Below are 22,790 nucleotides of genomic sequence, written 5' to 3'. Positions count from 1 at the left end.
GCCGTCGCGGACGGCCCGGCCGGGGCCGGTCAGGCCTGCGCGGCCGGGTGGAAGCGCCGCCCGTTCACCCGCTCGGCGGCCCCGCAGTCGTCCAGGTACGGCGTGATGCCGCCCAGGTGCAGGGGCCAGTTGGCGCCGAGGATCATGCACAGGTCCACGTCCTCGGGGGCCGCGACGACGCGCTCGTCCAGGAGCAGGCCGATCTCCTCGGCCAGCGCGTCCTCGACCCGGCGCAGCAGCTCCTCGGAGGTCTGCGGGGTCGAGCCCTGCTCCAGCAGGGCCGCGGTCGCCTCCGGGATCTGCTCGCCGGTCGCGCCGGCGGCCTCCTCGTCGCGCCGGTCCGGGCGGACGTCCTTGGCCCAGATCGCGGTCTTGCCGGCGTCGATCAGGCGCTGCAGGTTCGCCGAGACCGGGAAGCGCTCCGCGCCGAAGGACGCGGAGAGGGACTCGGACACGTGCTGGGCCACGGGGATGCCGACCATGGCCAGGAGGGTGAACGGCGTCATCGGCAGGGCCAGCGGGTCCAGCGCGTGGTCGGCCTCGTGCGCGTCGGTGCCCTCGTCGAAGGAGTTCTGCACCTCGCCCATCATGCGCAGCAGGACGCGGTTGACCACGAACGCGGTGGCGTCGTGGACGAGCACGCCGGTCTTGCGGAGCCGGCGGGTCAGTTCGAACGCGGTGGCCACGACCTCGTCCGTCGTCGCCTCGGTCCGCACGATCTCCACGAGCGGCATGACCGCCACCGGGTTGAAGAAGTGGAAGCCCACGAGGCGCTCGGGACGCTCGAGGACCTCGGCCATGGCGGCCACGGACAGGCTCGAGGTGTTGGTCATCAGGATGGCGTCCTCACGCACGATGCCCTCGAGCTCGCGGAAGACGGTGCGCTTGACCTCGAGCTCCTCGAAGACGGCCTCGATGACGATGTCGGCGTCCGCATACACGGCTTTGTCCGTGTCCGCGGTGATCAACCCGGCCAGGGCCTGGCCGTCCTCGGCGGAGAGCCGTCCACGGGAGACCATCTTCTCGACCTGCGCGCGCACGCCCGCCAGGCCGCGCTCGACACGCTCGGCGTCGACGTCCGTCATCACGACGGGCACCCGCAGGTGCCGGGCGAAGACGAGGGCGAGCTGGCCGGCCATCAGGCCCGCACCGACGATGCCGACCTTCCGGACCTCGCGGGCGAGCTCGCGGCCCGGGTCGCCGGCGGGGCGCTTGGCGCGGCCCTGGACGAGGCCGAGGAACGCGTACACGGTGCGGCGGAACTCGGGGGAGTGCAGCAGCGTCCCGAGGGCGTCCGCCTCGGCCTGGGCGGACTCGGCGCGGGTGCGCGTGCGGGCCCCGGTGAACAGGGCCTCCAGGTGACGGCGCGCCGGCAGGTGGCGACCGGGACGGGCGGCCTGCAGCCGCTCCAGCGCCGCCAGGGCGCGGTCCCAGGCGGCGTCGGACACGTCGCGGTCGCGGTGGGCGGCCAGTTCGGCCGCCACGGACTCGTCCCCGGTGACCAGGGCGGCGGCGAGCTCGAGGCCGGCGTCGAGGAGGTCCCCCTCGACGATCCGGTCCATGAGCCCCAGCCCGTGCGCCGCGCGGGCGTCGAGCATGCGGTTGTCGTCGAGGGGGTTCTTCAGCACGACGTCGACGGCGGCCTCCGGGCCGATCAGGTGGGGCACGCGCCACACGCCGGACCAGCCGGGGATCAGGCCGAGCCGGACCTCGGGCAGGCCGAAGCCCTTCGCGTCGGCGGCCACCACGCGGTGTCCGGCGGCCAGGGCCAGCTCGAGGCCGCCGCCGAGGGCGAGGCCGTTCACGAGCGCGACCGTGGGGATCTCGAGGGCCGCGAGCCGGTCGTAGACGGCGTGGCCGAGCAGGGCCAGGTCGCGGCCGACGTCGTCGGTGATGCTCGCGATCAGGGACAGGTCCGCCCCGGCCGCGAAGGTCCCCTCCACGCCGGTCACGGCCAGGGCCTGGATCTCGCCCGCGGCGGCCCGGGCGGCCTGCTCGTCGAGGACCCGGCCGAGGCCGAGGAGCGTGGCCGGGCCCAGGGTCGCGGGCCGGCGGGGTCCCTGCCCGTTGTCCAGCGTGAGCAGCGCGAGCGTGCCCGCACCCTCGGGCAGGGCGTGGTCGGTCACGGTGACGGTGGTGACGACCTCATCCGGGGCCAGGGCGGGCAGGTGGTCGAAGGAAGCAAGAGAAACGGATGTCATGCGGGTCACACTACCGGCGAGTAGCCTCCGCGTCGACGCGACGCGACGGACCGATCCGGCCGGCCGCGTCGGGGGCTCAAGCGCCGGCGGGATCGGGGTCCAGGAGCGCGACCGTGACGATCGCGCCGACGTTCTCCACCTGCCACGGGCGCGCGCCCCGCTCCGTCAGGAACGCGTCCACGGTCTCGGGGGTGATCGGGGCAGGCGGGGTCCAGCAGATCCGCCGGAGGGTGTCCGGGGTGAGGAGGTTCTCGGTGGGCATCCCCAGCTGCTCGGCCCGACGGGCGACGCGGGCCTTGGCCGTGCGCAGGCGGCGGTCCGCCACCGGGTCCCGGTCCTTCCAGGCCCGGGGTGGGGGCGGGCCGTCCCCGGTGCGGATCTGCGCCGCGGGGGCGTCGCCCCGCTCGGCGTCCTCGACGCCGGCCCGGATCGCGGCGATCCAGCGCGGGGCCTCGCGGCTCGCGGCGCGGCCGTGGAAGCCGGAGGTCTGGCGCAGGGCGGGGACGGTGCGCGGCTGGGCGGCCGCGGCGGCGACGATCGACCGGTCCGGGATGAGCCGGCCGGGGGCGACGTCGCGGTGGCGGGCGAGGTCCTCGCGGGCCTCCCACAGGCGCTTGAGGACCGCGCGCTGCACGGGGCGGCGCAGCGTCTGGGAGCCCGAGGTGCCGCGCCAGGGGTCCTTCTTCGGCGTGGGCGGCGGGGCCGTGCGCACGTGCTCGAACTCCTGCTCGGCCCACGCGAGCTTGCCGTCGGCCTCGAGGCGCGCGATCAGGGCCTCGCGCAGCGGGACGAGCAGCTCGACGTCGAGCGCCGCGTAGGTGAGCATCGCCTCGGGCAGCGGACGCACCGACCAGTCGGCGGCCGAATGCTCCTTGGCGAGGGTGACCCCCAGCAGCTCCTCCAGGACCGCGGCCAGGCCGACGCGCGGCAGGCCGGCCACCCGGGCCGCGAGCTCGGTGTCGAACAGCCGATCGGGGCGCAGCCCCTGCTCGGCCAGGCAGGGCAGGTCCTGGCTGGCCGCGTGCAGGATCCACTCGACGCCCGCGAGGGCCTCCTGCAGCGGGGCCAGCCCGTCGAGGGCCTCGGGATCGACGAGCCAGATGCCGGCGCCCTCGCGCTTGAGCTGGACGAGCATGGCCCGCTGGCCGTACCGGATCCCGGAGGCGCGCTCCGCGTCGACGGCGACCGGCCCGGTCCCCGCGGCGAGCGCCGCGGCGCAGGCCTCCAGACCCGCGCGGGTGTCGGTGAGCCGGGGGACTCCACCGGCCGGTGTGGCGATCAGCCGCGGGGGCGCGTCCGGGGCGGCCGTCTCGGGGGCGTCGGTCATGCTGCTCCTGTTCGGGGAGGTCGGGGCGGGGACGGGCCGGGGCCCGGTGTGACGGAGGCGCGGGCGCGCGGTCAGGGGCCGGCCGTGTGGACGTCCGCGGCGTGCTCGGGCGGCAGACCGGCGAACGCGCAGATCATGTCCGACCACGCCTCGAGATGCGAGCCGAGGTCCCGCGGGGCTGGGGTCCACGAGGCGCGCAGCTCGATGTCGGTGGTGTCCGGGGCCGCACTGAGCGTCCCGAAGCCCTCCGCGATGCTGCGCGTCGCGGTGCCGCCGGCGTGGGAGTGCTCGGCGTGGTGGCGCTCGAGCGCCTCCACGAGCCACGTCCACGCGACGGCGCCGGCCAGCTGGTCCAGTGCGACGTCCGGTTCCAGGCTCGCACGGATCCAGGTCACCGCCCGGAAGCCTCCCGGCCACCGGGCGTCCGGGGCCGGGTCGTGCAGGAGGACGAACCGCCCCGTGGCCAGCACGCCGCCGGTCGCGCCCGGCCCGTCGCACACGTCGGCGGCGAGGGCGACGGCGAAGGGCGCCTGCCCCTCGGGTGCCGGGATCTCCCGCAGCCGCACCTCGGTCCGTGGCCGCGCATCGCGCAGGTCCGCCAGGGCACGCCGGAACACCCCCGGCGGCACGGGCGCCTCGACCGCCCCGGGGGCGGCGGAGAGGCGACGGGGCCCGATCACGCTCATGCCCGTCAGCCTAGGCTGCGGGGCCCAGCGGGCCGCGGGGGCGCGCCGTGGACGCCACGGCGCTCCCGCACCGGATCAGCGCGCCCCGTCCGGGGCCGCCGCGTCGTCGGCGGGGGCCAGGCGCAGCGAGATCGAGTTGATGCAGTAGCGCAGGTCCGTGGGGGTGTCATAGCCCTCGCCCGCGAAGACGTGACCCATGTGGGAGCCGCACGCCGCGCACCGCACCTCGATCCGCTCCATGCCCAGGGTGGTGTCCTTCAGGTACTCCACCCGGTCCTCCGCGAGCGGTGCGAAGAACGAGGGCCAGCCGCAGTGCGCGTCGAACTTCTCGTCCGAGCGGAACAGCTCGGATCCGCACGCCCGGCACGCGTACACGCCCTTCACGTGCGAGTCCCAGTACTCGCCCGTGAAGGGCCGTTCCGTGCCGGCCCGGCGCAGCACCTGGAACTCCTCGGGCGTGAGCCGTCGGGCCCACTCCTCGTCCGTCAGGCGGGCGCCGCCCGGGGCGGCCAGGGTCTGCTCGGGAGCGGGGACGTCCCGCGCGGGGTCGGGGGTGGGGCCGTCATGGGGGGTGTGGGGAGTCTCGGTCATGCCCGGTGCAACGGTCCGGAGCGCCGTCGTGTTCCCGACCGGCGTCGCATTGGCGGGCGCGCCCGCCCGTGGAGGACAATGGCGCGCATGGCCGCACGACCCCGCCGTCCCCGTCCCCACCCCGCCGACCTGCCGCCCGCCCTGGCCGCCGCCGTCACCGTGGCAGCCCGGCGGGCCGGGAGCCGCGAGTCCCGCGTCCGCCGAGCGGGCCGCCTGGTCCGCCGCGGAGTCACCGGATCGGTGCGCGGCGGCGTGGCCGTGGCCTCCCCGGTGGCCCGCTGGGCCCCGCCCGTGCTCAGCGTCGCCGCGGCCTCCGCCTTCGTGCTGGCCGGGGCGAGCTCGGCGCTCGCGGGCGTGTTCGCCCGCACCGTGGTGACCCCCGTGCGCCGCCACGCCGAGTCCACGCCGATCCTCGCCGTCGTCGACACGCCCGCCGGGCAGGACGTGATCCTGCAGGCCGACGAGTACACCACCGTGCCCGGCCAGTACTCCCTCACGTTCGACGACGGCGCCGGATGCGCCCGCATCGGGGAGATCACCTCCTTCGACCCCCGGGACGGCACGGTGCAGCGCGCGGTCGAGGAGGTCTTCTCCGGCGATCTGACGACGGCGACCCGGGGCCGGTTCACCGGCTTCGTCTACCCGACCCCCGCCGACGCCGGGCTCGACGCCGAGGACGTGCAGGTGCCGGTGCCCGGCGGCCACGCCCGCGCATGGCGCATCGCGCCTTACCCCAGCGAGGACGGCGAACCCCGTCCTGCGGAGGGGCTGTGGGCGGTGATGGTCCACGGCCGCGGCGCGCGCCGCAACGAGGGCATCCGCGCCGTGCCGACCGCCCGCCGCCTGGGCATGACGTCGCTGCTGATCTCCTACCGCAACGACGGCGACGCCCCGGACGCCGCCGACGCCCGCTACGGGCTCGGCACCACCGAATGGGAGGACGTCGAGGCGGCCATCCGCTACGCCCTCGACCACGGCGCCCGGGACGTCGTCCTCTTCGGCTGGTCCATGGGCGGGGCCGTGGTGCTGCAGACCGTGGACCGCTCCGCGCTGGCCCCGCACGTGCGCGGCGTGGTCCTGACGGGCCCCGTCATCGACTGGGTGGACGTGCTGCGCCACCAGGCCCGGCTCAACCGGATCCCCGAAGCCGTGGGCCTGCTCGGCCAGTGGCTGCTGGCCAACCGGGCCGGCCGGTTCATCACGGGCCTGGCCGCCCCCGTGGACCTCAAGGCCCTGGACTGGGTGACCCGCGCCGACCACGTGCGTGTGCCCACGCTGATCCTGCACTCCGAGGACGATGAGTACGTGCCCGTCGGCCCCTCGCAGGACCTGGCCGAGCGCAACCCGGACCTGGTTCGGTTCGTCCGCTTCCACCAGGCCCGCCACACCCGGGAGCAGAACGTGGACCCGCGCAAGTGGGACACCGCCGTGCGCGGCTGGCTGCGCGCCGTGCTCAGCGCCCCCCGCCCCGGCGGCCGGGGGCGCTGACCGCGCTCAGGCGGCGGCGTCCGCCAGCCCCCGACGGCGCAGCAGCGGCTCGAGCTCGGCGTCCCGGCCGCGGAACGCACGGTAGGACTCCAGCAGGTCACGCGTGTCGCCCCGCGAGAGCAGCTCGTCCGCGAACCGGCGGCCGTTCTCCCGCGTCATCCCGCCGTGCTCGCGGAACCACTCCACGGCGTCCGCGTCCAGCACCTCGGCCCACACGTAGGAGTAGTACCCGGCCGCGTAGCCGCCGCCGAAGATGTGCTTGAAGTAGCCGGTGCCGTAGCGCGGGGGCACCAGGTCCGGGTCGATGCCCGCCTCGGTCAGCACCCGGCGCTCGAACGCGGCCGGGTCGGCCGTGGCGGCGTCCACCGTCTCCTCCGTCAGCGAGTGCCAGGCCCAGTCCACGAGCGTCGCACCCAGGTACTCGACCGTGCGGTGCCCCTCGCCCCACAGGTCCGCCGCCTCGAGCCGCTCCAGCGTCCCGGCCGGCAGCGGCTCGCCCGTCTCCACGTGCCGCGCATACGCGGCCAGCAGGGACGGCTCGCGCAGCCACACCTCATTGACCTGCGACGGGAATTCCACGACGTCGCGCGGCACGTTCGTCCCGGTGAGCGAGGCGTACTCGCCCCGAGCCAGCAGCCCGTGCAGGGCGTGGCCGAACTCGTGGAACAGCGTCGTGGTCTCATCCAGCGTCAGCAGGGCCGGACGCCCCGCCGCCGGGGCCGGCACATTCATCGTGGTGAACACCACCGGGCGCTCGCCCAGGGCGTCCGCCCTGTCCCGCACCGTGTGCATCCAGGCACCGCCGGACTTGGTCGGCCGCGCGAACAGGTCCGCGACGAACAGACCCACCCCGGCACCGTCCTCACCCGTCACCTCGAACACCCGGATCCCGGGGCGGTACAGGTGTCGCGCCAGCTCCGGGCGCTCGGCGAACGTGAGCCCGTACAGCGCGGTCGCCGCCGCGAACACGCCCTCCGTCAGCACCCGGTCCAGCTCGAAGTACGGGCGCAGGGCGTCCGCGTCCACCGCGAACTCCTCCCGCGCGTACCCCGCGGACAGCGCCGGCCAGTCCCACGGGGCCACCTCGGCGTCCGCCCGGCCCGCGTGTGCCGCCGCCGTCGCCGCGTCCGCCCGCGCATTGGCCATCGCCCGCGGCGCCATCGCGGCCAGCAGCTCCTCCACGGCCGCCGTCGACGGCGCCGCCCGGTCCTTCAGCGCCTGCTCGGCCCAGCTCTGCGCCCCCAGCAGCCGCGCCTTGCGCAGCCGCAGCCGCACCATCGCCATCGCCGTCGTCAGCGTCTCGTGCTCCCCGGACCCGCCCCGGCCCGTCGACGCCTCGAACACCTCGCGCCGCATCCCCTCGTCCTGCAGGGACGCCAGCCACGGCTGCGACGTGAACAGGGACAGCGTCAGCAGCCACGGGCCCGCCGCCGCGTCCCCGTCCCCGTGCCCCGCCTCGGCGGCCGCCCCCGCCGCCGCGGCCAGGTCGTCCTCGCTCAGACCGGCCAGGCGCTCGCGGTCCGTGACGAGCACGGCGCGGGCGGCGGTGTCCGCGACGAGGCGGCGCGTGTAGGCGGCCGAGAGGGACGCCAGCTCCGTGTTGATCCCGCGCAGCTCCTCGCGCGCGGCCTCGTCCAGGTCCGCCCCCGCCAGGGAGAGGCGCAGGCGCAGCGTCTCCAGCAGGCGGGCGTCCTCGCCCGTGAGGCCGCCGTCGTCGATCGAAGCGACGCGCGCCGCCAGCCGCGGGTCCAGCAGGATCGCGTCCTCGTGGGCCGCGAGCTCGGGGGAGAGCTCCTCGGCCAGGGCCTGCCGCGCATCCGTGCCGTCCGAGCCGACGAGCGTGAAGAACATCGCGGCGGAGCGGCGCAGCAGCTGGCCGGACAGCTCGAGCGCACGGACGGTGTTCTCGAAGGTCGGCGCCGTGGCCGCCCCGAGGATCTGGTCGACCTCGGCGCGCTGGGCCGCCATCCCCGCGCGCACGGCCTCGGCCAGCTGCGCGTCGGAGACGGCGGAGAAGTCGGGCAGCCCGTAGGGCAGGTCGGAGGGGGTCGCCAGCGGGTGGTCGGCGGGCAGGACGGAGGGCGCGGAGGTGTGGGTCATGGGCGCGAGTGTAGTCAGCCGTGATCCGCGCCACCCCACCGGGCGTCGCTAGACTGGGCGGTCGAGCCAGCAGACGAGATCCAGACCTGAGGAGGCGTGATGGCAGGACATTCCAAGTGGGCGACCACCAAGCACAAGAAGGCCGTCATCGACGCGCGGCGCGCCAAGGCGTTCGCGAAGTACATCAAGAACATCGAGGTCGCGGCACGTGCCGGCGGACCCGACGTCGCCGGCAACCCCGCCCTCGACCTGGCCGTGTCCAAGGCCAAGAAGGCCTCGGTGCCCAACGACAACATCGACCGCGCCGTCAAGCGCGGCGCCGGCCTCACCGGCGAGGTCATCGACTACGCCGAGATCATGTACGAGGTCCGCGGCCCCCAGGGCTCGGCGCTGCTGGTCGAGTGCCTGACCGACAACAAGAACCGCGCCGCCGCGGACGTGCGCGCGGCCGTCACCCGCAACGGCGGCACCATGGCCGACTCCGGCTCCGTCTCCTTCCTCTTCGAGCGCAAGGGCCTCGTGCGCCTGCCCGCCGAGGGCAACACCGAGGACGGCCTGCTCGAGGCCGTGCTCGAGGGCGGCGCCGACGCCGAGGAGGTCGTCGTCTCCGGCGACTCCTTCGAGATCCTCTCGGACCCCTCCGACCTGCAGTCCGTGGCCAAGGCCCTCGACGAGGCGGGCGTGGAGTACGAGTCCGACGAGCTCGAGTTCGTCCCCACCATGAAGGTGGACCTGGACGCGTCGGGCGCCCGCACCTTCCTGAAGCTGGCCGATGCCCTCGAGGACCTCGACGACGTCCAGAACGTCTTCTCGAACGTGGACATCGCCCCCGAGGTCCTCGCCGAGCTCGACGAGGACTGATCGCGCTGAGCGCGCGCCGGCCCGCCGACGTCGTCCGGATCCTCGGGGTGGACCCGGGGCTCACCCGCTGCGGGATCGCCGTGGTGGACGTGGACGCGCGACGGCGGGCCGCGCTCGTCCACGTCGAGGTCACGGGCACCCCGCCCACCGCCCCCCTGGACCAGCGCCTCCTGCGCATCGACGAGGCCGTCTCCGCGGTCCTCGCCGCGCACCGGCCCGATCGCGCCGCCGTCGAGCGCATGTTCGCGAACACGAACACGCCGACCGTGCTGGGCACGGCCCAGGCCGCGGGCGTGGCGATCGCCGCGGCCGCGCGCGCCGGCGTCCCCGTGGGCCTGCACACCCCCTCCGAGGTCAAGGCCGCCGTCACCGGACACGGCGATGCGGGCAAGGAGCAGGTCACCACGATGGTCACCCGGATCCTCCGCCTCGACGCCCCGCCGCGCCCGGCCGACGCGGCCGACGCCCTCGCCCTGGCCATCGCCCACGGCTGGCGCGGCACCGCCCTCGGCGCGGCCGCCGGCCAGACCGGCCTCGACACCGCAGACCTCGCCTCCCGGGCGGGGCGCTCGCAGTTCGCCGCCAAGGCGCCCGCGCGCGCCCGCCCGCGGGGCCAGCTCACCGCCGCGCAGCGGGCCTGGCTCGACGCCGAGCGCTCGGCGGGCGGCGGGCGTCGCCGGTAGGCCGCTGCCGGGCCGGCGTTCGATGATATGTTCGAATCCGCGCCGACCGGCGTCCGTCCGTCCCGACAGGAGGGCCCCTCATGATCGCCTCGCTCAGCGGCACCGTGGAGCACGTGGCCCTCGACCGGGCGGTCATCGCCGTCGGCGGCCTGGGCGTGCAGTTCTCCGCCACCCCGCAGACGCTGTCCACGCTGCACGAGGGCCGGCCGGGAACGGTGCAGACCCACCTCGTGGTCAAGGAGGACGCCCTGACCCTCTACGGCTTCGCGGACCGTGACGAGCGCGAGGTGTTCGAGGTGCTCATCACGGCCAACGGCGTGGGTCCCCGGCTCGCCCTGGCGATCCTCTCGGTCCACCACCCCGAGACCGTGCGCCGGGCGGTCACCGAGGAGGACGAGAAGACCCTCACCCGCGTGCCCGGCATCGGGCCGAAGATGGCGCGCAAGATCATCGTCGAGCTCTCCGGCCGCCTCGCGCCCACCGGGGAGCCGGTGCCCGAGGCGGAGGCCGAGGCGAGCGCCGAGCCGACCGTCGAGACGGTCTGGCACGCCGACGTCGTGCAGGCGATGGCCGGCCTGGGCTGGTCCGAGAAGGAGGCGCTCAAGGCCGTCGAGGCCACCGTGGCGGCCCGCCCGGAGCTGGACGAGGGCCGCGACGTCGCCGCGCTGCTGCGCGCCACCCTGCGCGACGTCGGCATGGCCGGCGCGGTGCGAGGCGGGCGATGAGCGCGGAGTCCTCACCGCTGTCCGCGGCGGCCGTCGACCCGGAGGAGCGCCGGCTCGAGGCCGCGCTGCGCCCCAAGCACCTGGACGAGTTCGTGGGCCAGATGCGGGTGCGCGAGCAGCTGGACCTCATGCTCGCCTCCGCCCGGCTGCGGGACCGCGCCGCGGACCACGTCCTGCTGTCCGGTCCGCCCGGGCTCGGCAAGACCACGCTGGCGATGATCGTGGCCGCGGAGATGAACGCCCCCCTGCGGCTGTCCTCCGGCCCCGCGATCCAGCATGCGGGCGACCTCGCGGCCATCCTGTCCTCGCTCACCGAGGGTGAGGTGCTCTTCCTCGACGAGATCCACCGGATGTCCCGCCCGGCCGAGGAGATGCTCTACATGGCCATGGAGGACTTCCGGGTGGACATCGTGGTGGGCAAGGGCGCCGGCGCCACCTCGATCCCGCTCGAGCTGCCGCCCTTCACGCTCGTGGGCGCCACCACGCGGGCCGGCCTCCTGCCGGGGCCGCTGCGCGACCGTTTCGGCTTCACGGGTCACCTGGACTTCTACACCGAGGAGGAGCTCGAGCGCGTCCTGCGCCGCTCCGCCCTGCTGCTGGACATGCGGCTGGCCACGGAGGGGTACCGGCAGATCGCCCGGCGCTCGCGCGGCACCCCGCGCATCGCCAACCGGCTGCTGCGCCGGGTGCGGGACTGGGCGCTCGTGAAGGGGCTGGCCGAGGTCGGCGCGCACGACGCCGCCGCCGCCCTGGACATGTACGACGTCGACGGGCGCGGCCTGGACCGGCTCGACCGGTCCGTCCTCACCGCCCTGTGCACCACGTTCGGCGGCGGGCCCGTGGGGCTCAGCACGCTGGCCACCGCCGTGGGGGAGGAGGCCGAGACCGTGGAGACCGTGGCCGAGCCCTTCCTCATCCGCGAGGGCATGGTGGCGCGCACCCCCCGTGGCCGCGTCGCGCTGCCGGGGGCCTGGGAGCACCTGGGCCTCGCCGCTCCGGAGGCCACGCCGGGGCCGTGACGCCCAGGGCGGGCCCCTACACTGGACAGGCCCGCCCACCCCGAGCTTCAGGAGTCCCCCATGCCCGTCGCCGCCGCAGCGACCCTGCCCGTGATCGCCCAGCAGGCCCAGGGGGGTGGCGGCAGCATGCTCATGCTCATCGCCTTCGCCCTGCTCGCGGTGATGCTCTTCCTCTCCTTCCGCAAGGGCAAGAAGATGCAGCAGCAGCAGGCGCAGATGCGCAGCACCCTCGCCCCGGGCGTCGAGGTCATGACCGGCGCCGGCATCTTCGGCACCGTCGTGGCCGTGGACGCCGAGGCCCAGCGGGTGACGCTGGAGACCGCCCCGGGCACGCGCATGGACGTGCACCTGCAGGGCATCACCACCGTCGTGGAGCCCGAGACGGCCGCCGCGGCCGCCGCGCCCACCACGGACCCGTCGCGTCGGGATGACGCCCCCGGCACCGAGTACCGCGCCGACGACGCCGACCCGCGTCCGCGCCGCGACGACCTGGCCTGAGGCCCACCCACCCCTGCACACGCGGCCCCGCCTGGCGGGGCCGCTCGGATGTGACGGAAGCACCTGAGCAATGGCGAAGAGAACACCCTCCGGCTCCGCCGGGCGCACCCTGACCTGGCTGGCCGCCCTCCTCGTGGTCCTGGCCGCGATCCTCGGCGGGGGCGTGGCCTCCGGCGCGGCCTCCTGGGCTCCCAAGCTCGCCCTCGACCTCGAGGGCGGCACGCAGATGGTGCTGGCCCCCGAGACCTCGACGGGCGAGTCCGTCACCCCCGAGCAGCTGGACCAGGCCGTGGAGATCATCCGCCAGCGTGTGGACGGCTCCGGCGTGGCCGAGGCGGAGGTCGCCACGCAGGGCTCCCAGAACGTGGTCGTCTCCCTGCCCGGGGTCCCGGACGAGGAGACCCGCCGCCTGATCCAGGCGTCCGCGGACATGCAGTTCCGCCCCGTGCTGCAGTCCGGCCCGGGGGAGGCCACCCCCGAGGACCAGCGCCTGCCCGAAGACCAGCTGCCGAAGCCCGACGGGGAGCCGGCGGACGCCTACGACCCGAACTGGGTCACCCCGGCCCTGCTGGCCGAGTTCCAGGCCACGGACTGCACCGCCCCGCGGGACCCGGCCGCGCCCCCGCCGCCGTCCGACCGGGCGATCGTCGCCTGCCAGCCCTCCGAGGAGCTCGCCGACGGCGCCGTCACGCCGGCCCAGAAGTACATCCTGGGCCCCGTGGTCATCCCGGGCACCCAGATCAAGGGCGCGTCCAACGGCATGGCCCAGGCCCAGGGCGGCGTCTCCACCAACCAGTGGGTCGTCAACATCGAGTTCGACGAGGAGGGCACCAAGGCCTTCACGGAGGTCACCCAGAAGCTCACCCCGTACCCCGAGGGCGACCCGCGCAAGCAGTTCGCGATCCTGCTGGACGGGGACGTGATCTCCGCGCCGCAGTCCAACGTGGTCATCACCAACGGCAGCGCGCAGATCAGCGGCCCCACCCTGAACGAGCAGACGACGGCGCAGTTGGCCGAGCAGCTCAACTACGGCTCCCTGCCGATCTCCTTCTCGATCGAGTCCGAGCAGCAGATCTCCGCCACGCTCGGCCGGGACCAGCTCTTCTGGGGCCTGATCGCCGGCCTGATCGGCCTCGGCCTCGTGGCCGTGTACCAGTTCTTCCAGTATCGGGCCCTGGGCCTGCTGACCTTCGCCTCGATCATCGTGGCGGGCGTGCTGACGTGGCTGACCATCGCGATCCTGGGCTGGACGGACAACTACCGCCTGTCCCTCGCGGGCATCGCCGGGCTCATCGTGGCGATCGGTCTGACGGCGGACTCGTTCATCGTCTACTTCGAACGCATCAAGGACGAGCTGCGCGCGGGCCACACCGTGCCCGTCGCCGTGCACGAGGGCTGGAAGCGCGCCCGGCGGACGATCACCGCGTCCAAGGCCGTGAACCTGCTGGCCGCCGTCGTGCTGTACTTCGTGGCCGTCGGCAACGTGCGCGGCTTCGCGTTCACCCTCGGCCTCACCGCGATCGCCGACCTGATCGTGGTGTTCATGTTCACCCACCCGCTCATGGTGCTGTTGGCCCAGACCCGCTTCGTGGGCGAGGGACACCCGATGTCCGGACTGGACCCGTCGCTGTTGGGCGGGCCGTCCCTGTACCAGGGCGCCGGGCGCTTCCGCGAGCCCGCCACTGCCCCCCGCACCGGGCTCCCGGCGGAGGCCTCCGACGAGCCGGCCGACGCCGACGACGCGGCGGCCGCCGACGCCCCGCGCCCGCTCGCCGCGACGGGCGCCCCCCGCGCGGGCACGTCCGCCCGGGGCGGCCGCCGCTCGCGCACCGCGCCGCCCATGACGATCGCCGAGCGACGCCGCGCCGAGCGCCGCCGCCAGGAGGAGGACCAGTGAACCGCTTCGCCGACTGGGGCAACGCCCTCTACTCGGGCCGCATCTCCTACCCGTTCATCCAGCGCTGGCGGTGGTGGTTCGCCCTCGCCGCCCTGCTGCTCGTCCTCGCCGGCGGCCTGACCGCCCTGCGCGGCGGCTTCAACCTCGGCATCGAGTTCCGGGGCGGCTCCGAGTTCACCGTCTCGCAGACGGCCTCCACCGACGTGGCCGCGGGCGAGCGCGCCGTGACCGACGTGCTGGCCGACGGCCACGCCACCGTCACGAACGTCGCCCCAAGCACCGTGCGCGTCCAGACCGAGCAGCTCGACGACGCCCAGACCCGAGCCGTGGCCGCGAACCTGCAGGAGGCCTACGGCGTCGGCCAGGACCAGGTGACCTCGACCTTCGTGGGGCCGACCTGGGGCGCCGCGGTGTCGCAGCAGGCCCTGATCGGCCTGGTGATCTTCGTGGTGCTCGTGACCCTGTTCATGGCCGTGTACTTCCGCACCTGGAAGATGTCCCTGGCCGCCGTGCTCGGCATGCTCTACGTGGTCGCGCTGACCGCCGGCATCTACGGCGCCACCGGCTTCGAGATCACGCCGTCGGCCATCATCGGCTTCCTCACGATCCTGTCGTACGCGCTCTACGACACCGTGGTGGTCTTCGACAAGATCCGCGAGAACACGATCGGGGCCGAGGAGGACCCGGAGCGCTCCTTCGTCGAGAACGTGAACCTCGCGGTGAACCAGACGCTCGTCCGGTCCATCACGACCTCCGTCGTCGGCATCCTGCCGGTCGGCTCGATCCTGTTCATCGGCGCGGGGCTGCTCGGTGCCGGCACGCTGCGGGACATCGCGCTCGCGCTGTTCGTGGGCATCATCGTGGGCACCCTGTCCACCCTGTTCCTCCAGGCGCCGCTGTACGCCCTGCTGCGCCGCAACGACCCGGACGTGCGCGACCACGACGCCCGGGCCGCGGCCCGCGCCGCCCGGGAGCGTGCCTCAGAGGCGGTCACCGATCCCGACGTCGCCCCCTGGGACGACGGCGCACGGCTCTGACGGAGCCGCTGCGGCCCCGGTGGTCTTCCTGGGGCGGGGTGGGACGGGCGCGGGTAGACTCGCCGATCATCCCGGCCGGAGCGGTCGGGGCCGCACGAGTCAGGAGGCGTGGCCCATGAGCGAGCAGGACCCCACTCCCGCCCCGGCCCGTCCCGTCCCGGTCCGGCCCCGCGGCCGGATCGCACGCCTGACCGGCCGGCACGCCACCGAGTACTCGCCCCTGCTCGAGCCGCTGATGCGCACGGTGCGGCAGCGAGCCACCAAGACCGAGCTGGCCGACATCGTCCGCGCCTTCGAGGTCGCCCGCGCGGCACACGAGGGGCAGATGCGGCGCTCCGGGGACCCGTACATCACCCACCCCGTCGCGGTCGCCACGATCCTCGCCGAGATCGGCGTGACCGGCCCGACCCTCCTGGCGGCCCTGCTGCACGACACCGTCGAGGACACGGACTACTCCCTGGAGCGCCTGCGCGCCGACTTCGGCTCCGACGTCGCCCTCCTCGTGGACGGCGTGACCAAGCTGGACAAGGTGACCTACGGCGCCGCGGCGCAGGCCGAGACCGTGCGCAAGATGGTCATCGCGATGGCCCAGGACGTGAACGTCCTGCTCATCAAGCTCGCCGACCGGCTGCACAACGCGCGGACGTGGCGGTACGTCTCCCCGGAGTCCAGCGCGCGCAAGGCCCAGGAGACCCTGGACATCTACGCCCCGCTGGCCCACCGGCTCGGCATGAACACCGTCAAGTGGGAGCTCGAGGACCTCTCCTTCGCCGCCCTCAAGCCCAAGATGTACGCGGAGATCGTGCGCCTCGTGGGGGAGCGGAACCCGGAGCGGGAGAAGCACATCGCGGCGCTGCGCACCGTGATCGAGGATCATCTGCGCGAGCACCGGATCCGGGCGACCGTCACCGGACGGCCGAAGCACTACTACTCGATCTACCAGAAGATGGTGACGCGCGGGAAGGACTTCGACGACATCCACGACCTGACGGGCATCCGGGTGCTCGTGGACTCCGTGCGTGACTGCTACGCCGTGCTCGGCGCGATCCACGCCCGCTGGAACCCGGTCCCGGGTCGGTTCAAGGACTACATCGCGGTCCCGAAGCTGAACATGTACCGCTCCCTGCACACCACGGTGATGGTGCCGGGCGGCAAGCCGGTGGAGATCCAGATCCGCACGCAGGAGATGCACCGCCAGGCCGAGTACGGCGTCGCCGCGCACTGGCGGTACAAGGCCCAGGCCGCCGGCCAGGCGCCGGTGCAGGCCACGCCGGCCTGGCTGCGCTCGGTGATGGACTGGCAGGCGGACACCCGGGACCCGGACGAGTTCCTCGCCTCGCTGCGCACCCAGATCGGGGCGGACGAGGTGTACGTCTTCACGCCGAAGGGGGAGATCCGCACCCTGCCGGCCGGCTCCACGCCCGTGGACTTCGCCTACGCCATCCACACCGACGTCGGCCACCGCACCATCGGTGCCCGGGTCAACGGCAAGCTCGTCCCGCTGTCCACGCCGCTGAGCCACGGTGACACCGTGGAGGTCTTCACCTCGCGCGCCGAGGACGCGGGCCCGAGCCGGGACTGGCTGGGCTTCGTGGTCTCGCCGCGGGCCCGGTCCAAGATCCGTCACCACTTCGCCACGCAGCGCCGCGACGAGCAGGCCGACCGGGGACGCGAGTCGCTGACCCGTCAGCTGCGCAAGGCCGGCATGGCCGTGCAGCAGGTGCTCGGCGGCGAGGAGCTGGTGCAGGTGGCCACGGATCTCGGCTACGCGGACCTCGACGGGCTGTTCGTGGCCCTCGGCGACGGCCACGTGTCCGCCCAGTCCGTGCAGGAACGCGTCGCGGAGCGCCTCGCTCCGCCGACGCCGACGCAGGCCGAGCCGGAGGGCGAGCTGACCGTCGGCGAGGTGCACCTGCAGGAGCTGGTCCCGGCCCAGTCGCGGCGCGCCCCCGCGCGGGCCACCAACGACGCCGGCGTGCTCGTGGACGGCGACGGCGGCGTCATGGCCAAGCTGGCACGGTGCTGCAACCCGGTGCCGCCGGACGCCATCGACGGGTTCGTCACCCGCGGCTCCGGGGTCTCCGTGCACCGGGTCGACTGTCCCAACCTGGCGACCCTGCTCGCGCAGGAGCCGGAGCGCCGCACCCCGGTCAGCTGGGCGCCGTCGCGGGACACCGTCTACCTGGTGGAGATCCAGATCGAGGCGCTGGACCGCAAGTCGCTGCTCTCCGACGTCACACGGGTCCTCTCCGAGAACCACGTGTACATCCTCTCGGCCTCCGTGAACACCACCCGCGACCGCGTGGCGATGAGCCGGTTCGTCTTCGAGATGGGCGACCCCCGGTTCCTCGGCCACGTGATCGACGCGGTGCGCCGCATCGACGGCGTCTTCGACGTGCACCGCACCTGAGCCTCCCGGCCTCAGTCGGGGACGTCCAGCGCCGCCAGCAGCGCGCCCAGCCGGCGCCGGGCCGCCACGACGCCGGCACGGCGGGTCCGGCGGGCCAGCCGCTCCCGCAGCCCGGCGGCGCCGTGGGCGCCGATCACGGCGGCCGCGCGCCGCGCCGCATCCGGGTCGGCGCTGAGCAGCAGGTCTTCGACTGTCCGGGCGGGCGTCGTGACCCGCACGGGGCCGAAGCGGAGCACGTCGTGCTCGGCGGGGGCGACGCCCGTGGCATCGGCCGCGACGTCCGACTGCGTGAGCGTCCAGGGCAGCAGGCCCCCGCCGGCGGGGCGCCGGTGGAAGTGCGGCACGGCCGCGTGTAGCCGCCCGGGCGCCGCGCCGCCGGCCAGGATCCAGGCCGCCGACGGGCCGATCGCGGTCCAGCCGGCGGCCAGGAGCGGGCCGCCGAGGGTCCACAGGGCAGCGGCCCGGACCGCGGGATCGTCCGCGGCGTCCGGCCGCGCCCACACCCCGGGCAGCAGCGGCCGCACGGCGCCCCGCGCGCCGAGCGCCTGCAGCTCCGGCTCCGTGAAGGGGTCGCCCGCCAGCACGAGTGCCCCGGTCGGGGCGGTCTCCTCGATCGTCACGGTCGTCATGCCCGGATCCTGCCAGAGACGGGGACGCCCCCGCGGCCGCCTGTGGACAGGCGGGCCGCGGGGGCGTGCTCGAGACGGGTGGGGCTCAGCGGAGCTCGGAGGCCGAGGCCTCGAGGGCCTGCTTCCACTGCAGGCGCGCGTCGAGCGCCTCCTGGGCCTTCTTGACGGCGCGCTGGTCGCCCCGGGCCTGGGCCCGGGCGAGATCCGCCTCGAGCCCCGCGATGGTCTCCTCGAGCTGCGTGAGGGCGGAGTTCGTGCGGGCCTTGGTCTCCGGGTCGGTGCGGCGCCAGTGCTCGTTCTCCGCCTGCTTGAGGGCGTCCTCGAGCTTGCGGAGGCCCTCCTCCATCCGGCGGACGTCCCCGCGGGGCACGCGGCCGGCATCCTCCCACCGCCCGCGCAGCTCGTTGAGCGCGCGCCGTCCGGCCTTGACGTCCGTGAACGGGAGCAGCTTCTGGCCGTCGGCGAGGATCTGCTCCTTCACCTTCAGGTTGGCCCCGTACTCGCGGTCGATCTCCTGGTTCGCGGCCTTGCGGGCGGCGAAGAAGACGTCCTGGGCGGCGCGGAAGCGGGCCCAGAGGGCGTCGTCCTCCTTGCGGGAGGCCCGGGGGGCGCGCTTCCACTCGTCCATCAGGTCGCGGTACTTGCCGGCGGTCACGCCCCAGTCGGTGGAGGTGGACAGCTCCTCGGCACGGGCGATGAGACGCTCCTTGACCTGCTTGGCCTCGGCCGAGGCGGCGTCCAGCCGGGAGAAGTGGGCGCGGCGGGTCTTGTCGAACGCGGTGCGGGCGCCGCGGAAGCGCTTCCACAGGTCGTCCTCGACCGACTTGGCCAGACGCGGACCGGCCTTCTGGGCGGCCTTCCACTCCTCGAACAGCTCCGTCATGCGCTTGGACGCGGTCTTCCAGGGCATCCGCTCGGCCGGGGTCTGGGCGAAGGTCTCGGCCTCGGCGACGATGGCCTCGCGGGTGGCCAGCTGCTCGGCCTGGGCGGCCTGCCGGGCCTCCTGTTCCGCGGCGCGGTAGTCGCCCAGGAGGGTCTCCAGGGCCGCCAGGCGGGTGCGGAGGGCGTCCATGTCGCCGACCATGTGGCGCTCGTTCACCGCGGTCGTCATCTGACCCAGCGCCCGGCCCAGCTCACTCGAGGGGGCGCCGGCGGCGATGCGCTGCTCGAACAGGGCCATCTGGGCGCGCACGTCGTCGTACTTGCGCACGAAGTACGCCAGCGCGTCCTCGGTGCTCGCGTCCGGCACCTGGCCGACCGCGTGCTCCTCCTGCCCGTCCAGCAGCGTGACGTGGCCGTCCTCGCTCACCCGGGCGAACCTGGCGGCCTCCTCCACCGGGGTGGGCGGCACGGTCGGGGCCACGACGGGGGTCGGGGCGGCGGACGCGGCGGCGGGCGTCGCGGGGCGCACGGCGGCCGGGCTGGCCTTCTTCATCGCGGCCGGGGAGGGCACGGCGGGCGCCTCGGCGGGCTGGGAGGAATCACCGTGCGCCGGCGCGTCGGGGACGACCTCGGGGACGGGCCGGGCCTCGGCGGGCACGGTCGGCTCGGCGGCCTCGGCCGACGCGGGGGCGGCCTCGGTGGCGGGGGACTGCTGGTCGTCGGGCTGCATGTGATTGGTCACCGCTGGAACTCTCCCTGACTGCGCCGGCACGCAGTCGTCGAGGGATGCGGCCGGTCGGGATGGACACGAACAGGGCCAGCGTACCGGGCCGGACAGCGCCCGCGCCTAGAATGGGCCGGTGCGCCGGCGGGGGACCGTCGCGCGTCCCCGCCGTCGTCGTCTCGAAGGATCGCCATGTCCCGCAAGGCCTCCCTGTCCGGTTTCCACGAGTGGCTGCCCGCCGAGCGGCTCGTGGAGCAGCACGTGCTCGACACGCTGCGGCGGACCTTCGAGCTGCACGGGTTCGCCGGCATCGAGACCCGTGCCGTGGAGACCCTGGGCCAGCTGCTGCGCAAGGGCGAGGTGGACAAGGAGGTCTACGCGGTCTCCCGCCTGGCCGAGGACGAGGAGGTCGCCGCGGGCCGGCGCGATCCCAAGGACCCGGCCGACCCCAAGCGCCTGGCCCTGCACTTCGACCTCACCGTGCCGTTCGCCCGCTACGTCGTGGAGAACGCCGGCCACCTCGCCTTCCCCTTCCGTCGCTACCAGATGCAGAAGGTCTGGCGCGGGGAGCGCCCTCAGGAGGGCCGCGCCCGCGAGTTCACCCAGGCGGACATCGACGTCGTCGGCGACGGCGCCCTCTCGCCCCGGTACGACGCCGACGTCGCACTCGTGATGGCCGAGGCGCTCGGCGCCCTGCCGATCGGCGACTTCCTCATCCGCGTGAACAACCGCAAGCTCGCCGAGGGCTTCTACCGGGGCATCGGCCTGGAGGACACCGCCGGCGTGCTGCGCAGCATCGACAAGCTGGAGAAGGTCGGCCCGGAGGAGGTCGCGCGGCTGCTCCAGGAGGAGGTCGGCGCGAGCCCCGAGCAGGCTGCGCAGGCGCTGGCCCTGGCGGACATCCGCACGTCGGACGCCTCGTTCGTCGAGCGGGTCCGCGCCCTGGGGGTGACCCACGAGCTGCTCGAGGAGGGGCTGACCGAGCTGGCCGACGTCGTCGCCACCCTGCACCGCCGCGCCCCCGGGCGCGCCGTGGCGGACCTGTCCATCGCGCGCGGCCTGGACTACTACACGGGCACCGTCTACGAGACCGTCCTGGTGGGCCACGAGCAGCTCGGCTCGATCTGCTCGGGCGGCCGCTACGACGCGCTCGCCTCCAAGGGGAACCGCGTGTTCCCCGGTGTCGGACTGTCCATCGGCGTGACGCGGCTGGTGATGCGCATGCTGTCCCAGCAGATGGCCGTGGCCTCCCGCTCCGTGCCGACCGCGGTGTACGTGGCGCTGACGGCGGACGAGGACTGGCCCGAGGCCCAGGACGTCGCGGCCCTGCTGCGGGAGCGCGGCATCCCCGCGGAGGTCGCGGTGTCCGCGGAGAAGTTCGGCAAACAGATCAAGTACGCGGACCGCCGCGGCATCCCGTTCGTGTGGTTCATGGGCCGGGACGACGCCGGCGCGCGGGTCCACGAGGTGAAGGACATCCGCTCCGGCGAGCAGCACGCCGCGGACCCGGCCGACTGGACCCCGCCGGCCGAGGACCTGCTGCCGCAGGTCGCCCGCGCGCAGGACTGAGCGGACGCGGCCGCTGTGCCGGCCCCGGTGTGCGGCGGCGGTGGGTGTCTGCGCGTCGGGTCACCGGCCCCGGCGCCCGGCCCGCACGAACGCGCGCCCGCCCACCCCGATCAGGAACACGCCCGCCATCGCGGCCACGGACATCGGCGGCAGGCTGAGGGCGAGCAGCAGGCACAGGGCCAGGCCGAGGACGTTGACGGCGCGGGGCACGCGCAGCGGGCGCAGCGGGCGCGGCCGGGCCGGGCGGCGGCCGTCGTCGTCCCCGCGCAGGGTCAGGGCGGACAGGTTCGCCACCGCGTAGTAGACGAGCACGCCGAACGAGCTGAAGCCCACCACGGTGAGGATGTCCGTGGTGAGCAGGAGCAGGATCACGGCCGCGGCCACCGTCAGCTGAGCCGTCCACGGCGTGCCGGTCCCCGCATGGACCCGTGCCAGGGGGCGGGGCAGGTCGGACTCGCGGGCCATGGCCAGGGCGGTGCGGGAGATGCCCGTCAGCAGGTTGAGCATGGCCCCGGCCGCGGCGAGGGCGGCGCCGGCCACCGCCACCCAGCCCCAGCCGGAGCCCAGGGCGGTCTCGAGCAGGTCGCGCACGGGCGCCGGGGACCGGGCCAGCCCGGAGGTCCCGAGGCCCGAGATCAGCGCCGTGGCGAGCAGCAGGTACAGCGCCACGGTCACGGCGAGGGCGATCAGGATGGCGCGCGGGATCGTGCGTGCGGGGTCGATGACCTCCTCACCCATGGTGGCCACGCGCGCGTAGCCGGCGAACGCGAAGAACAGGACGCCCGCGCCCATGAGCACGCCCTGCACGGGGGAGTCGACGCCGAGCGCCGCGGCCGAGCCCCCGGGGGCCTCGCGCGCCAGGCCTGCGCCGATGGCCAACACGAGCACGGCGAGCACGGGCACGAGGATCGCCAACGTCGCCTGCGCGGTCCGCGTCACGCCCGCCATCGCCACCCCGGTGAGCACGACGACGGCGGCCACGCCCGTCCACCGGGCCGCGGCGGCGTCGTCGGGGAAGAGGTACAGGCCGAGGGTGGCCGCCATCGCGGCCACCGACGCGGTCTTGCCCGTGACGAAGCCCCAGCCGGCGACGAAGCCGGCCCACGGGTGCAGCTGCCGCCGGCCGTAGACGTAGGCGCCGCCGGACTCGGGGTGGACGGTGGCCAGCTGCGCCGTGGACAGGGCGTTGCACAGGGCCGCGACGGCCGCGACCGCCAGGGCCCCGTACAGCAGGCCGGGGTGGCCGCCGGTGAGCGCGGCCGCCAGGCCGATCGCGGTGAACACGCCCGCGCCGATCATCGAGCCGAGGCCGATCGCGACGGCGTGGAGCAGGGTCAGGCGGCGCTGCAGGGCGGCGGTCATGACGGGGTCCTCCTGGGCTGGGGCAGTGTGGACGGGGCACTAGACTGACGGGAACGGCGCGCGCCCGCCCCGCAGGCGTATCACACGGCGTCGACCATCAC

Annotated in this window: 18 protein-coding genes; 10 read left to right on the top strand and 8 right to left on the bottom strand. The window is 74.8% G+C overall.

Annotated elements, in window-relative coordinates:
• Window positions 1–29: 29 nt before the first annotated feature.
• From MF605_RS07820 to msrB, 4 genes are all read right to left on the bottom strand, one after another.
• Window positions 30–2,201: a 3-hydroxyacyl-CoA dehydrogenase NAD-binding domain-containing protein gene (locus tag MF605_RS07820; protein ID WP_208857715.1), complete on the bottom strand. Its 2,172-nt coding sequence runs from the start codon at window positions 2,199–2,201 to the stop codon at window positions 30–32.
• A 76-nt stretch (window positions 2,202–2,277) separates the two neighbouring features.
• The gene (locus tag MF605_RS07815) at window positions 2,278–3,528 is read right to left on the bottom strand and encodes a ribonuclease D (protein ID WP_069941680.1); all 1,251 of its coding nucleotides are present in this window, start codon (window positions 3,526–3,528) and stop codon (window positions 2,278–2,280) included.
• 71 nt (window positions 3,529–3,599) lie between these two features.
• Entirely contained in the window at window positions 3,600–4,214 is a 615-nt protein-coding gene (locus MF605_RS07810) for a DUF3000 domain-containing protein (RefSeq protein ID WP_078025483.1), read from the bottom strand.
• A gap of 75 nt (window positions 4,215–4,289) precedes the next feature.
• Window positions 4,290–4,805: a peptide-methionine (R)-S-oxide reductase MsrB gene (gene msrB, locus MF605_RS07805; protein ID WP_020627848.1), complete on the bottom strand. Its 516-nt coding sequence runs from the start codon at window positions 4,803–4,805 to the stop codon at window positions 4,290–4,292.
• Window positions 4,806–4,892: 87 nt separating this feature from the next.
• Between msrB and MF605_RS07800 the strand changes: the two genes are divergently transcribed.
• Window positions 4,893–6,293 (top strand): alpha/beta hydrolase family protein, encoded by a 1,401-nt coding sequence (locus MF605_RS07800; RefSeq protein WP_134416475.1) that lies wholly within the window; start codon window positions 4,893–4,895, stop codon window positions 6,291–6,293.
• Window positions 6,294–6,299: 6 nt separating this feature from the next.
• Here the strand turns inward: MF605_RS07800 and MF605_RS07795 are convergent, their stop codons facing one another.
• Complete coding sequence (locus tag MF605_RS07795) at window positions 6,300–8,393, bottom strand: M3 family metallopeptidase (RefSeq protein WP_134416477.1); 2,094 nt, start codon at window positions 8,391–8,393, stop codon at window positions 6,300–6,302.
• Between the two features lie 99 nt (window positions 8,394–8,492).
• Here MF605_RS07795 and MF605_RS07790 point away from each other — a divergent pair, with 99 nt between their 5' ends.
• The 8 genes from MF605_RS07790 (at window position 8,493) to MF605_RS07755 (ending at window position 17,523) form a co-directional block, all read left to right on the top strand.
• Entirely contained in the window at window positions 8,493–9,254 is a 762-nt protein-coding gene (locus tag MF605_RS07790) for a YebC/PmpR family DNA-binding transcriptional regulator (protein ID WP_036317934.1), read from the top strand.
• A 47-nt stretch (window positions 9,255–9,301) separates the two neighbouring features.
• On the top strand, window positions 9,302–9,937 hold the full coding sequence (ruvC, locus tag MF605_RS07785) for a crossover junction endodeoxyribonuclease RuvC (RefSeq protein ID WP_036317938.1): 636 nt from the start codon (window positions 9,302–9,304) through the stop codon (window positions 9,935–9,937).
• An 80-nt stretch (window positions 9,938–10,017) separates the two neighbouring features.
• The gene (gene ruvA, locus MF605_RS07780; protein WP_134416479.1) at window positions 10,018–10,662 is read left to right on the top strand and encodes a Holliday junction branch migration protein RuvA; all 645 of its coding nucleotides are present in this window, start codon (window positions 10,018–10,020) and stop codon (window positions 10,660–10,662) included.
• On the top strand, window positions 10,659–11,681 hold the full coding sequence (gene ruvB / locus MF605_RS07775) for a Holliday junction branch migration DNA helicase RuvB (RefSeq protein ID WP_115166198.1): 1,023 nt from the start codon (window positions 10,659–10,661) through the stop codon (window positions 11,679–11,681). Before ruvA ends, ruvB begins: the two co-directional genes overlap by 4 nt.
• Window positions 11,682–11,741: 60 nt before the next feature.
• The gene (gene yajC / locus MF605_RS07770) at window positions 11,742–12,179 is read left to right on the top strand and encodes a preprotein translocase subunit YajC (RefSeq protein WP_123244393.1); all 438 of its coding nucleotides are present in this window, start codon (window positions 11,742–11,744) and stop codon (window positions 12,177–12,179) included.
• A 70-nt stretch (window positions 12,180–12,249) separates the two neighbouring features.
• Window positions 12,250–14,076 (top strand): protein translocase subunit SecD, encoded by a 1,827-nt coding sequence (secD, locus tag MF605_RS07765; protein ID WP_123244392.1) that lies wholly within the window; start codon window positions 12,250–12,252, stop codon window positions 14,074–14,076.
• Window positions 14,073–15,113, top strand: a complete 1,041-nt coding sequence (gene secF / locus MF605_RS07760; protein WP_134416481.1) for a protein translocase subunit SecF — start codon at window positions 14,073–14,075, stop codon at window positions 15,111–15,113. The genes secD and secF overlap by 4 nt, the downstream gene beginning before the upstream one ends.
• 115 nt (window positions 15,114–15,228) lie before the next feature.
• Window positions 15,229–17,523, top strand: coding sequence for a RelA/SpoT family protein (locus MF605_RS07755; RefSeq protein WP_095353339.1), 2,295 nt, complete (start codon window positions 15,229–15,231; stop codon window positions 17,521–17,523).
• A gap of 11 nt (window positions 17,524–17,534) precedes the next feature.
• Here MF605_RS07755 and MF605_RS07750 read toward each other — a convergent pair whose 3' ends face one another.
• Both MF605_RS07750 and MF605_RS07745 read right to left on the bottom strand, forming a co-directional pair.
• Window positions 17,535–18,152: a hypothetical protein gene (locus MF605_RS07750; protein WP_036380977.1), complete on the bottom strand. Its 618-nt coding sequence runs from the start codon at window positions 18,150–18,152 to the stop codon at window positions 17,535–17,537.
• A gap of 85 nt (window positions 18,153–18,237) precedes the next feature.
• Window positions 18,238–19,776: a DUF349 domain-containing protein gene (locus MF605_RS07745; protein WP_063188928.1), complete on the bottom strand. Its 1,539-nt coding sequence runs from the start codon at window positions 19,774–19,776 to the stop codon at window positions 18,238–18,240.
• Window positions 19,777–19,950: 174 nt separating this feature from the next.
• Between MF605_RS07745 and hisS the strand changes: the two genes are divergently transcribed.
• Entirely contained in the window at window positions 19,951–21,327 is a 1,377-nt protein-coding gene (gene hisS, locus MF605_RS07740) for a histidine--tRNA ligase (RefSeq protein ID WP_063188930.1), read from the top strand.
• Between the two features lie 60 nt (window positions 21,328–21,387).
• On the opposite strand, the gene MF605_RS07735 is transcribed toward hisS, so the two are convergent.
• Window positions 21,388–22,689: an APC family permease gene (locus MF605_RS07735; RefSeq protein WP_060973791.1), complete on the bottom strand. Its 1,302-nt coding sequence runs from the start codon at window positions 22,687–22,689 to the stop codon at window positions 21,388–21,390.
• Window positions 22,690–22,790: the final 101 nt, after the last annotated feature.

Origin of the sequence: Micrococcus luteus (genome assembly GCF_022664405.1) — a bacterium.
Classification (GTDB): Bacteria; Actinomycetota; Actinomycetes; order Actinomycetales; family Micrococcaceae; genus Micrococcus; species Micrococcus luteus.
Note: the sequence above shows the minus strand (reverse complement) of the source record. Positions and strands in the feature narration are given on the sequence as shown.